Raw genomic sequence first — 12286 nt, 5'->3', positions numbered from 1 at the left:
GTTGTTGCTGTGCTCGCGGTGGACGCGTGCGGTCAGATCTTGACGCGGACGTCGTTGCGGAGCTTGGCGGCGGTGGCGGCCGCGTCGTCCAGCGAGCCGCTCTTGCCGGTGAGGAAGGCGGCGATGTCGACCGAGGTGACGGAGGCGACCGTGCTGTGGTCGCCCCAGACGCACAGGGGCACCTTCACGGTCTTGGGAGCGCCGGCCGTCGAGGTCGACGAGTCGGTGTTCGTGATCTCGGCCGCCTGGCACTTCAGGATGCCGTTGCTGAAGCCGGAGGGCTTGAACTCCTGTGGGCTGCCGAGCAGTTTGCCCTTGGTCTTGTCCTTGCTCTGGTCCTTCTCGGACTCCGTCTTCAGCTTGGCGAACATGGCGTCGACGACGGCCTCCGGGTCGTCGATCGTGCCGTACACGCCGCTGAAGGACAGGTTCTTCGCGGTCAGGCCCGTGCCGTTCGCGTAGCCCGCGCCGACGCCCTTGGCGTTCTTCACGCCCCACTTCTCGAAGTCCTTGATGTCGCTGTCGGACATCGTGGGGGAGTCGCTGGAGCTGTCGGACTTCTTGTAGGTGTCGTTGATGACCGTGGCGGGCGTCGTCAGCTTGTGCGGACCGTCGTCCGCGACCGAACCGCTGCCGCTGCCACCACCGATGACGAGATACGCCCCCACGGCGATCGCGGCGACGACCGCGACCGAGCCGATGATGAGCGCTGTCTTCTTCTTGCCACCGCCGGGCGCGGGCGGCTGCGGGACGTTGTAGGGCTGCTGGCCGTAGGGAGGCTGCTGCCCGTAAGGGGGCTGCTGGCCGTACGCGGGCTGCTGACCGTACGGGGGAGTCTGCGGCGGGACACCCTGGGGAGCCTGCTGGGGGTAGCCGTAACCGGGCTGCGGAGGAGCCTGCTGCGGGTAGCCGTAACCGGGCTGGGGGGCCTGCGGCGGCTGGCCGTACGGGCCCTGCTGCCCCGGCTGACCGTACGGGCCGGGCTGCTGGGGCGACCCGCCGTACGGGCCGGGCTGCTGCGGCTGCCCGCCGTACGGGCCCGGCTGCTGCGGCTGCCCGCCGTACGGGCCCGGCTGGTTGTAGCTCATCTCTGGGTTCCCCTCCAGATGCTTATGTGTTCCTGACATCTTGAGGGAAGGCCGAAGAGTGCGGGGCACGTGGGGTCTATTGATGCCTAGTTGTTGACAGGCTGTGCCAGATGTTCGACGTACTGGTCGAACTTGGCGGACGAGTGCGCGTCGGCGGAAGCGGCGTAGTACGTCTTCGACCACACAGCTTCTGTTGTGCCGCGTGAACGTCGTACGGCCCTAGCTGTAGCTCCTTTGAGTTGCTTGGCCAGGTTTGCCACGGAAACGCAGGCCGGATAGCTGACGGTTACGTGGATATGGTCGGCCTGGCCGTGAAACTCCTCGACCTCCGCGTCGAGTTGCCGCGCCGCCTCACGCATCGTGTGTTCGGTGAGCGATAGCAGCTCGCTGGTGAGAACGGGCCGGCGTCGCATCGTGGTCAACGCCAGGTGCACGCGGAGCTCGTGCGACTCCCGGATCGTGCCTTGTCCGGGATCTTCACGCTTCCGTGCGGGTCGCTTCGAGGGGTGAGCCGCTCGCCAAGCGCCCAGCTCCGCCGGTGTCCACGTGGGAGTCCGGCCTGTGTACACGGGTTGCGGAAAGCCATTCCCCTTCCGGGAGTTGAGGACGTAAATCGCCTCTGGCGATATGCCGAGATGCTCGGCGGCCTGTACTGGCGTCAGTCGACGATCCATCACGAGGTTCACCGTATGACAGACAAGTTCACCTTGTCTGTCATACGGTGAATGCGCTGACCGCCCCTCCGTCCCTCCAGCCGAGGCGAGGCGAGTCGAGCCGTGATGGGGGAGTGCGTGACGGTGAAGAGCAAGGCCGAGGCGGCGGGCAGGTCGGTCAAGGATCCTGCTGACGCCGGGCGCAAATACCGCCTCTACCCAACACCTCAACAGGCTCAGCGGCTCAGCGAGTGGGGGCATACCTGTCGCACGGTCTGGAACGTGGCCCTGGAACAACGGATCTACGTATACAGGCAACGGCGCATCCGCCTCCGGGCCGACGAGCAGTGCCGCTACCTCACCAGGGCGCGGCACGACCTGCCGTGGATCGGAGACCTGCCTTCCCAGGCGCCGCAGCAGGTCCTCAAGCATCTCGACCGGGCTTACGACAATTTCTGGGATGCGGGGCATCCGGCAGGATTCCCCCGATTCAAGAAGCGCACGGCGCGCTTGGCGATCCCGCTCCCCGGGCAGGCCGTGCGCGTGACGATTGCTGAACCGCAAGTGGGCCTGCGTTCGCGTCCCCAAGCTCGGGGACGTCAAGTTCAGGTTGACGCGCCCGCTCGGTGGTCGGATCAAAAACGCATCGATCCGTACAGACAGCTCGGGCCGCTGGTACGTCAGCTTCGGCGTGCACCTCGGGAGGACGGCAACGCCACCGAATGGGCATCCGCCGGTTGGAGTGGACTTCGGGGTGAAGCAAACGGCGTACCTGTCGGACGAGACGGAGCCACGGCTCATGCCCCAGACGCTGACCGAGGGCGAGAAGCAGAGGCTGACCGGACTCCAACGCCGCAAGGAGCGGCAGATCGTGCAAGCCAAGAAGCATCGAGGAGGCAGATACAGCAACCGCTTACGAAGGACGCTCCGCGCCATCGCGGAACTCAAGGCCCGACAGGCTCGTCGACGCCTGGACTTCACACATAAGCTCACTACAGACTTGGCCAAGAACCACGGCCTGGTCGCCATCGAAGATCTTCGTGTGAAGCAGATGACGCGGAGCGCGAGCGGTACGCGCGCTGCACCCGGCGTGCACGTTTCTCAGAAAGCCGCTCTGAACCGGGCCATCCTCGACAATCTGCCGGGGGAGCGGCGCCGCCAGCTCGTCTACAAATGCCCGGCCTACGGATCCGACCTCTCTCTGGTGCACCCTGCGAGGACCTCGCAGACATGCGGTGTCTGCCACCTTTGGGACCCTGCGTCGCGCGTCAGCCGCGACAGGTTCATCTGTGCCGGGTGCGGGCACACCGACGACGCGGATCACAATGCCTCGGTCGTCATTCTCCGTCGTGCCCTTCGTGGTCCGGCGGGCACCACCAGTGCCGCAGGACATTGCGGTGAACAGCACGCACCCGCAGGCCATGCCCGGCCTGCGATGCCCCGCACCCGTGCCGGGCGCACGCGTGAACCCCTGAACCCCTCATCCGGGACGGCCCGCCTTCCAGTGGATATCGAGGGCTACAAGGAGTCCCAGCAGGTCACTGCGGGGAGGATGTCAAGAAAGAATCGCGTTTCGGGACACGGGCGCGGCACCTCTAAACTGACCCCGTGACCGAGAACTCTCAGCAGCCGCAATCAGAGCCCACTCCCGAACTGCCGACCCAGTACGCGCCGGCCGAGGTAGAGGGGGCGCTGTACGAGCGCTGGGTGGAACGGGGTTACTTCGCGGCCGACGCGAAGAGCGACAAGCCCGCGTACACCATCGTCATCCCGCCGCCGAACGTCACCGGGTCGCTGCATCTGGGCCACGCCTTCCAGCACACGCTCATGGACGCCCTGACGCGCCGCAAGCGCATGCAGGGCTACGAGTCGCTGTGGCTGCCGGGCATGGACCACGCCGGTATCGCGACCCAGAACGTCGTCGAGCGGGAGCTCGGCAAGGAGGGCAAGTCCCGCCACGACCTGGGCCGTGAGGCGTTCGTCGAGCGCGTGTGGCAGTGGAAGGAAGAGTACGGCGGCAAGATCCTCGGCCAGATGCGCCGGCTCGGCGACGGCGTGGACTGGTCCCGTGAGCGGTTCACCATGGACGAAGGGCTCTCACAGGCCGTCCAGACCATCTTCAAGAAGCTGTACGACGACGAGCTGATCTACCGCGCCGAGCGCATCATCAACTGGTGCCCGCGCTGCCTCACGGCGATCTCGGACATCGAGGTCGAGTACCAGGACGACGACGGCGAGCTGGTCTCCATGAAGTACGGGGAGGGAGACGACACGATCGTCGTCGCCACCACCCGTGCCGAGACCATGCTCGGTGACACCGCCGTCGCCGTTCACCCCGACGACGAGCGCTACCGGCACCTCGTCGGCCGGCGCATCAAGCTGCCGCTGACCAACCGCACCATCCCCGTCGTCGCGGACACCCACGTCGACCCGGAGTTCGGCACCGGCGCCGTCAAGGTGACCCCGGCCCACGACCCGAACGACTTCGCCATCGGCCAGCGCCACGACCTGGAATCGCTGACCGTCATGGACGAGCGCGGCGTCATCACCGTGCATGGCCCGTTCGAGGGCCTCGACCGCTTCGAGGCTCGCTCCGCGATCGTCGCCGCGCTGCGCGCGGAGGGCCGCATCGTCGCCGAGAAGCGCCCGTACGTCCACTCGGTGGGCCACTGCTCGCGCTGCAAGACGACGCTGGAGCCGCGTCTGTCCATGCAGTGGTGGGTCAAGGTCGGCCCGCTGGCCGAGGCCGCCGGCGACGCCGTCCGGGACGGCCGGGTCAGCATCCACCCGGCCGACATGTCGAAGCGCTACTTCGACTGGGTCGACAACATGCACGACTGGTGCATCTCGCGCCAGCTGTGGTGGGGCCACCGCATCCCCGTCTGGTACGGCCCCGAGGGCGAAGTCGTCTGCGTCGGCCCCGACGAGGAGCCCCCGGGCACCGAAGCCGACGGCTGGAAGCAGGACCCCGACGTCCTGGACACGTGGTTCTCCTCGGGCCTGTGGCCCTTCTCGACCCTCGGCTGGCCCGAACGGACCCCGGATCTCGAGAAGTTCTACTCCACCGACGTTCTGCTCACCGGTCACGACATCATCTTCTTCTGGGTCGCCCGGATGATGATGTTCGGCCTGTACGCGATGGACGGCGAGGTGCCCTTCAAGACCATCGCCCTCACCGGACTCGTCCGTGACCAGTTCGGCAAGAAGATGTCGAAGTCCTCGGGCACGGCCGTCGACCCGCTCGACTGGATGAACGCGTACGGCTCCGACGCCGTCCGCTTCACCCTCGCCCGAGGTGCCAACCCCGGTACGGACGTGCCGATCGGTGAGGACTGGGTCCAGGCGTCCCGGAACTTCGCCAACAAGATCTGGAACGCCACCCGTTTCGCGCTGATGAACGGCGCGACGGTGGAGGGCCCGCTGCCGGACCCGTCCGAGATGACGGCGACGGACCGCTGGATCCTCTCCCGGCTGAACAAGACGGTGGCCGAAGTCGACGCGTTCTACGACGACTTCCAGTTCGCCAAGCTGTCCGACGCCCTCTACCACTTCGCGTGGGACGAGGTCTTCGACTGGTACGTCGAGCTGTCCAAGACGACGTTCATGGCGGGCGGCGAGCCGGCGAAGGTCTCCGGGCGGGTCCTGGGCGAGGTCCTCGATGTCACCCTGCGCCTCCTGCACCCGATCGTCCCCTTCGTCACCGAGACGCTGTGGACGACGCTGACCGGCGGCGAGTCGGTCGTCATCGCCGAGTGGCCGACCGACTCCGGTTTCCGCGACGCGGGTGCCGAGCGCGAGATCGAGACGCTTCAGCAGGTCATCACCGAGGTCCGCCGCTTCCGTGCCGACCAGGGTCTCCAGCCCGGCCAGCGCGTTCCGGCCCGCCTCACGCTGGACGGCACCGCCCTCGCCCCGCACGAGGCGGCCATCCGCCAGCTGCTGCGGCTGCAGCCGGAGGGCGAGGCCTTCGCGGCCACGGCGACGCTTCCCGTCGCCGGGGCCACGGTGGCGCTCGACCTCTCCGGCACGATCGATGTCGTGGCCGAGCGCAAGCGGCTCGCCAAGGACCTCGCCGCCGCGGAGAAGGAGAAGGCCCAGGCGAACGCCAAGCTCGGCAACGAGGCGTTCCTCGCCAAGGCGCCGGACCAGGTCGTGGACAAGATCCGTACGCGGCTCGCCAAGGCGGACGAGGACATCGCCCGCATCCAGGCCCAACTGGAACGCCTCCCGGAGGCGTAACGGCTCTGCCGTAGGTGAACGAAGGCCCCCGGGACCTCACTGGTCCCGGGGGCCTTCGACGTCCCTCGGCTGAGCCCCGATCCCCCGATCCCCTGGTTGCGCGGAGTTGTTCGGCCGCGGGTGGGTGTGGGCTGGTCGCGCAGTTCCCCGCGCCCCCAGGGCGAGGCTGCGCCCCACATCTCCCGGCCACCCGGATTCGTTTGGCCGCGGGCCGGTGGGGGCTTGGCGCGCAGTTCCCCGCGCCCCTGGGGCGGGGGCTTCGCCCCGCGTTTCCCGTCTGCCCGGATTCGTTTGGCCGTGGGTGGGTGGGGGCTTGGCGCGCAGATTCCCGCGGCCCCAAATGCCTGGGCGCCGGGGCGCAGCCCCGTGCCCAGGGGCGCGGGGAACTGCGCGACCGGCCCTCACTCGCCCGCAGTCGAAGCACCCACCCCGGGGGTCCCGGGGGCGCAGCCCCCGGGACGGGACGGGTAGGGGCGGCGGGGGCGAGAGACCCGGGGTGGGCTCGGCTCCGTAGACTGGCAGCGTGAGTGAGCTCCCCCCGCACGACAGCAGCGAGCCGGACGAGCCGGACCCCAGCGACCCGCACGGTCTCTTCGACGAGATCATCGCGGCCGAGACCGACCGCGACCCCGACCTCGCCGTGATCGAGGCCGGCAGCCGCACCCTGCGCGCCCAGGGCGCCGAGGCGGGCCGGCAGGCCGACGTGCCCGCGCGCCCGGCCGACCCCGAGGTCGACAAGGCGCTGCGCGAGGTGGAGGCCGAGCTCGCCAGCCGCTGGGGCGAGACCAAGCTGGAGCCGTCCGTCAGCCGGATCGCCGCGCTGATGGACGTCCTGGGTGAGCCCCAGCGCGCGTACCCCTCGATCCACATCACGGGCACGAACGGCAAGACCTCCACCGCCCGCATGATCGAGGCCCTCCTCGGTGCCTTCGACCTGCGCACCGGCCGGTACACCAGCCCTCACGTCCAGTCGATCACCGAGCGGATCAGCCTCGACGGCGCCCCGATCTCCGCCGAGCGGTTCATCGAGACGTACAACGACATCAGGCCGTACATCGAGATGGTCGACGGCCAGCAGGAGTACCGGCTGTCGTTCTTCGAGGTGCTCACCGGCATGGCGTACGCCGCCTTCGCGGACAGCCCCGTCGACGTCGCCGTCGTCGAGGTCGGCATGGGCGGCAGCTGGGACGCCACCAACGTGATCGACGGGGGCGTCGCCGTCGTCACCCCCATCGACCTCGACCACACCGACCGGCTCGGCGAGACGCCCGGCGAGATCGCCACCGAGAAGGCCGGCATCATCAAGCAGGACGCGACGGTGGTCCTGGCGCAGCAGCCGGTGGACGCCGCTCAGGTGCTGCTGAAGAAGGCCGTGGAAGTCGACGCGACCGTGGCCCGGGAGGGCCTGGAGTTCGGGGTCGTCGCCCGGCAGGTCGCCGTCGGCGGGCAGCTCATCACGCTGCGCGGGCTCGGCGGGGAGTACGAGGAGATCTTCCTGCCGCTGCACGGCCCCTACCAGGCGCACAACGCCGCCGTGGCGCTCGCCACGGTCGAGGCGTTCTTCGGCGTCGGCGCGGCGCACGCCCAGCGGCTCGACATCGACACCGTGCGGAAGGCCTTCGCCTCCGTCACCTCGCCGGGCCGCCTCGAGGTCGTACGGCGCTCGCCGACCGTCGTCCTGGACGCCGCGCACAACCCGGCGGGCGCCCGTGCCACCGCCGAGGCCGTGGGCGAGGCCTTCGACTTCAGCCGGCTGATCGGGGTCGTCGGCGCGAGCGGCGACAAGAACGTACAGGGGCTGCTCGAGGCCTTCGAGCCGATCTTCGCCGAGGTCGTGATCACCCAGAACTCCAGCCATCGCGCGATGGACGCCGACGAGCTCGCCGGGATCGCCGTCGAGATCTTCGGCGACGAGCGGGTGCAGGTGGAGCCGCGGCTCGACGACGCGATCGAGGCGGCGATCACGCTGGCCGAGGAGGAGGGCGAGTACGCGGGCGGCGGCGTGCTCGTGACCGGCTCCGTCATCACCGTCGGCGAGGCCCGACTGCTCCTGAGGAGGGGCTGACCGCTGTGCGTACGCTCTGTGCTTCCACTCTGATCGGCGAGTTCTTCGTCATCGGCTTCGCCGGGCTCGTCGCCATGAAGAATCCCGATCTGTCCATGACCACGGTGTGGACGGTCAGCGGGATCTTCATGGCGGTGAGTGTGCTGCTCTGCGGGATGATCACCCGGCCCGGGGGTGTCCAGCTCGGCTGGGCCCTGCAGATCGCGCTGATCGCCAGCGGGTTCTTCGTGGGGTCGATGTTCTTCCTGGGGGCGATCTTCGCCGCGCTGTGGTGGGCCTCGGTGCACTACGGGCGGAAGATCGACGAGGCCAAGGCGAGGTTCGCTGCGCAGGCGGAGGCGGGCGGGAACCCGGCATAGGCGTTTCGCCCCCGCCGCCCTGCCCGTCCACCCGTGGCCGGGGCTCCCCGTCCCACCCGTGGCCGGGGCTCCCCCGTCCCACCCGTGGCCGGGGCCCCGCCCCTGGTCGAACGGCCCCGAACAGCCCCGAACGCCCCCGCCCACCTGACTCTGCGTAACACCCAACCAGACACGCCCTGTAGCCTCGGTCACCCGCACACTTGTGACCCGAAGGAGCCACCACCGTGAGCCAGCGCACCCTCGTCCTCCTCAAGCCCGACGCCGTCCGTCGCGGCCTGACCGGCGAGATCATCAGCCGTATCGAGCGCAAGGCCGGCTGGCAGATCACCGCGCTGGAGCTGCGCACGCTGGACCAGGACACGCTGGAACAGCACTACGGCGAGCACAAGGGCAAGCCGTTCTACGAGCCGCTGGTGGAGTTCATGGCGTCCGGCCCGGTCGTGGCGCTGGTCGTCGAGGGCGAGCGGGTCATCGAGGGCGTGCGCGCGCTCGCCGGCCCCACCGACCCCATCGCCGCCGCCCCCGGTTCCATCCGCGGCGACTACGGTGTGATCGTCCGCGAGAACCTGATCCACGCCTCCGACTCCGAGGAGTCCGCCGAGCGCGAGCTGAAGATCTTCTTCCCCGGCCGCGTCTGACCCTTCCTCGTAGCCGCGTCCGAGCTGCGCCCCAGTCGCCGCCGAGTCGCTTCCAAGTCGCCTTCAAGCCAGGTCCAAGTCAGGCCGAAGTCGCGTCCAGGTGGCGGCAGACCCGCACAGACATCACGATTCCAAGATGTTCTTGTAACGGCTTGTAAAGGCTTGTAAAGGACTTGCGTCCCCAGCCTGATGTCCGACCAGGGACGGCCGTGGAAATTCCGGCCGTCCCGCGGCATATGCGTGCCGATCGGGGGAACGCGTGCCCCCGTTGGGTCGTCTCCACAAGCGAGGCGGCGCCACGCATGCTGACAATGGCGAAGACCCTCGCGCAGTGTTCGTGCAGGCGCGTCTACGATGGAGACCTTCACGTCACTGCACCCACCTCGCCGTTCCTAAAAAGCCGTCAAAGCTCCGCTTGGGAAGGCCAGACGAATCCTGATGGGGAACTCAATGTCGTTCATCGGCCGTGACATGGCTGTCGACCTCGGGACCGCCAACACGCTGGTGTACGTCAGGGGTCGCGGGATCGTACTCAACGAGCCGTCCGTCGTCGCGATCAACACCAACACCGGTGGCATCCTCGCGGTCGGCGCGGAGGCGAAGAAGATGATCGGGCGGACCCCCGGCAACATCGTTGCCGTGCGCCCGCTGAAGGACGGTGTCATCGCCGACTTCGAGATCACCGAGCGCATGCTCCGCTACTTCATCCTGAAGATCCACAAGCGGCGCTATCTCGCCCGTCCCCGTGTCGTCGTCTGCGTGCCCTCGGGCATCACGGGTGTCGAGCGCCGTGCCGTCATCGAGGCGTCGTCCCAGGCCGGCGCCCGCCAGGTGCACATCATCGAGGAGCCCATGGCCGCGGCCATCGGCTCCGGCCTGCCGGTCCACGAGGCCACGGGCAACATGGTGGTGGACATCGGCGGCGGCACCACGGAGGTCGCGGTCATCTCGCTCGGCGGCATCGTCACCGCCCAGTCGATCCGCGTCGCGGGCGACGAGTTGGACAACGCGATCATCCAGCACATCAAGAAGGAGTACAGCCTCCTCCTCGGTGAGCGCACCGCCGAACAGATCAAGATCACGATCGGTTCGGCGTACGACCTGGACAACGACGAACACACCGAAATCCGCGGCCGGGACCTCGTCTCCGGGCTGCCCAAGACCGTGGTCATCTCCGCGGCCGAGGTCCGCAAGGCGATCGAGGAACCGGTCAACGCCATCGTCGACGCCGTGAAGACGACGCTCGACAAGTGCCCGCCGGAGCTGTCGGGTGACGTGATGGACCGCGGAATCGTTCTGACGGGCGGCGGGGCGCTGCTGCGCGGGCTCGACGAGCGTCTGCGCCGCGAGACCGGTATGCCGATCCACATCGCCGAGGATCCGCTGGACAGCGTGGCGCTCGGCTCCGGCAAGTGCGTCGAGGAATTCGAGGCGCTCCAGCAGGTTCTCGACGCCCAGCCGCGCAGATGAGGTAACTCTTCGATTCCGCCGTACGGGATGATCGCTTCTCGTACGGCGGATCGTTGATATCGAGGCATAAGCTCCCCCATAACACCCTTGGGCGTCAGCACTCGCTCGGGGTGCGTTCCTGTTGACACCGACGAGGAAGGCACGGCCGCCGCACGTGAGGGACACACGAGAGAGCCGGCTGCTCCTGGTGCTGCTGATCGCCATCGCGTTCGCTTTGATCACGGTGGACATCCGTGGTGGACAGGACTCACCGGTCCAGGGTGCCCGCCAGGCCGCCGCGACGGTCTTCGGCCCGATCGAGAACGGGGTGTCCTCCGCGGTCGACCCCGTCGGCAACGCGATCGCCGCGGTCCGTGACTCGGACAGCCGGCACGATCGCATCGCCCAACTCGAGCACGACAACACGGCGCTGAAGGCCAAGCTCGGCAGTGACGACCGCAATCGCAGCCGTCTGAACCAGCTCGACAAGATGCTGAAGACGGCCGGCGCCGGGCAGTACGGCATCAAGGGCGCCGAGGTCATCGCCATAGGAGCCGCCCAGGGCTTCTCCTGGACCGTGACCATCGACGTCGGCAGCAACGACGGCATCCAGCGCGACATGACGGTCCTGAACGGCGACGGGCTCGTCGGCCGCGTGACCACCGTCGGTCCGGACACCGCCACGGTGCTGCTCGCCAACGACCCCGATTTCACCGTCGGTACGCGGATGGAGGCCAGCGACGAGCTCGGCTTCGCCTCCGGTCAGGGCGACCGCCCGCTGCGGGTGGAGATGCTCAACGGCAAGGCGAAGATCAAGAAGGGGGACCGGCTGGTCACCTTCGGCTCGCAGGCCGACAAGCCCTTCGTGCCCGGCGTCCCGGTCGGCGTGGTCTCCCGCGTCGACCCGTCGGGCGGCGACCTGACCCGCACGATCTACGTCACGCCGTACGTCGCGTTCTCGAAGCTCGACATCGTCGGTGTCGTCGTAGAGGCCCCCCGCAAGGACCCACGTGACACGGTGCTGCCGGCCAAGCCCAAACCGACGCCCACGCCGACCGTGACCGTGACGGTCACCCCCTCGGCGTCCGAGCCCGTCACCGGCCAGACGCCGTAGGAGCTGAACCCCCATGCGTTTCAATCGGATGCTGCTCTCCGCCACTCTGGTGGTGGTCGCCCTGGTGATCCAGGTGAGCGTCCTCGCCCGTCTCCATCTCCCGGGTGCCGTCCCGGACCTCGTCCTGCTCACCGTGCTGGCCCTCGCCATGGTCTACGGCCATGTCGGCGGCGCCCTCATCGGCTTCGCCGCCGGCCTGCTCGCCGACCTCGCCCCGCCCGCCGACCACGCCGCCGGGCGCTACGCCCTCGTGCTGTGCGTCATCGGCTATCTCGCGGGGCTGGCGAAGCCGGAGAACGGCCAGCTCAAGTCGGCGACCGGCCCGATGGCCGTGGTCGTCGCCGCCGCGGTCGGCTCCACCCTGCTGTACGCCGGTGTCGGCGCCCTCGTCGGTGACACCGCCGCCCGCCATGTGGGCCTGGGCAGCCTGCTGTTCACGGCCGCCCTGTACGACCTGCTGCTCGCGCCGTTCGTGGTCCCGGGGCTGATGGCTCTGGCCCGGCGCTCCGAGAACAATCCGCTCGCCGATTCCAACAGCGCCAAGGCCGCCGACGTCTCCTCGGGCTGGCTGGCCTCCGGCACCGGCCTGCGCATCGGCAGCCAGCGCGGCCACCGGGTCAAGGCCGCCCGCGCGCGCGTCGCCCGCGCCGGGCGCATCAAGGGGGTCAAGCGTCTGTGAGC

General features: G+C 68.8%; 10 protein-coding genes and 1 pseudogene. 9 read left to right on the top strand and 2 right to left on the bottom strand.

Going from position 1 to position 12286, the window contains the following annotated elements:
- Positions 1-32: 32 nt before the first annotated feature.
- Together ACIRA5_RS07675 and tnpA are read right to left on the bottom strand one after the other, a co-directional pair.
- Complete coding sequence (locus tag ACIRA5_RS07675) at positions 33-1088, bottom strand: hypothetical protein (RefSeq protein ID WP_403688345.1); 1056 nt, start codon at positions 1086-1088, stop codon at positions 33-35.
- An 86-nt stretch (positions 1089-1174) separates the two neighbouring features.
- Positions 1175-1522 carry an IS200/IS605 family transposase gene (gene tnpA / locus ACIRA5_RS07670; RefSeq protein WP_358227580.1) on the bottom strand — a complete coding sequence of 116 codons (348 nt, stop codon included), beginning with the start codon at positions 1520-1522 and terminating at the stop codon, positions 1175-1177.
- Between the two features lie 345 nt (positions 1523-1867).
- On the opposite strand from tnpA, the pseudogene ACIRA5_RS07665 reads away from it, so the two are divergent.
- The 9 genes and pseudogenes from ACIRA5_RS07665 to mreD all read left to right on the top strand — a co-directional run.
- Positions 1868-2005: pseudogene (locus tag ACIRA5_RS07665) on the top strand (helix-turn-helix domain-containing protein); the annotation flags it as partial.
- 286 nt (positions 2006-2291) lie between these two features.
- The gene (locus tag ACIRA5_RS07660; RefSeq protein WP_403688342.1) at positions 2292-3353 is read left to right on the top strand and encodes an RNA-guided endonuclease InsQ/TnpB family protein; all 1062 of its coding nucleotides are present in this window, start codon (positions 2292-2294) and stop codon (positions 3351-3353) included.
- Positions 3350-5980 carry a valine--tRNA ligase gene (locus ACIRA5_RS07655; RefSeq protein ID WP_403688340.1) on the top strand — a complete coding sequence of 877 codons (2631 nt, stop codon included), beginning with the start codon at positions 3350-3352 and terminating at the stop codon, positions 5978-5980. The genes ACIRA5_RS07660 and ACIRA5_RS07655 overlap by 4 nt, the downstream gene beginning before the upstream one ends.
- A 523-nt stretch (positions 5981-6503) precedes the next feature.
- Positions 6504-8045, top strand: coding sequence for a bifunctional folylpolyglutamate synthase/dihydrofolate synthase (locus ACIRA5_RS07650; RefSeq protein ID WP_403688337.1), 1542 nt, complete (start codon positions 6504-6506; stop codon positions 8043-8045).
- A gap of 5 nt (positions 8046-8050) precedes the next feature.
- Entirely contained in the window at positions 8051-8404 is a 354-nt protein-coding gene (locus ACIRA5_RS07645; RefSeq protein ID WP_352046230.1) for a DUF4233 domain-containing protein, read from the top strand.
- Positions 8405-8628: 224 nt separating this feature from the next.
- Positions 8629-9042 (top strand): nucleoside-diphosphate kinase, encoded by a 414-nt coding sequence (ndk, locus tag ACIRA5_RS07640; protein ID WP_054231901.1) that lies wholly within the window; start codon positions 8629-8631, stop codon positions 9040-9042.
- A 450-nt stretch (positions 9043-9492) separates the two neighbouring features.
- Entirely contained in the window at positions 9493-10512 is a 1020-nt protein-coding gene (locus tag ACIRA5_RS07635; RefSeq protein WP_037747701.1) for a rod shape-determining protein, read from the top strand.
- Positions 10513-10666: 154 nt separating this feature from the next.
- Positions 10667-11605: a rod shape-determining protein MreC gene (gene mreC / locus ACIRA5_RS07630; protein WP_067370104.1), complete on the top strand. Its 939-nt coding sequence runs from the start codon at positions 10667-10669 to the stop codon at positions 11603-11605.
- A gap of 13 nt (positions 11606-11618) precedes the next feature.
- Positions 11619-12284, top strand: coding sequence for a rod shape-determining protein MreD (mreD, locus tag ACIRA5_RS07625; protein WP_382191639.1), 666 nt, complete (start codon positions 11619-11621; stop codon positions 12282-12284).
- Positions 12285-12286: the final 2 nt, after the last annotated feature.

Origin of the sequence: Streptomyces sp. NPDC096311, assembly GCF_044763085.1 — a bacterium.
In the GTDB taxonomy this organism is placed as follows: domain Bacteria; phylum Actinomycetota; class Actinomycetes; order Streptomycetales; family Streptomycetaceae; genus Streptomyces.
Note: the sequence above shows the minus strand (reverse complement) of the source record. Positions and strands in the feature narration are given on the sequence as shown.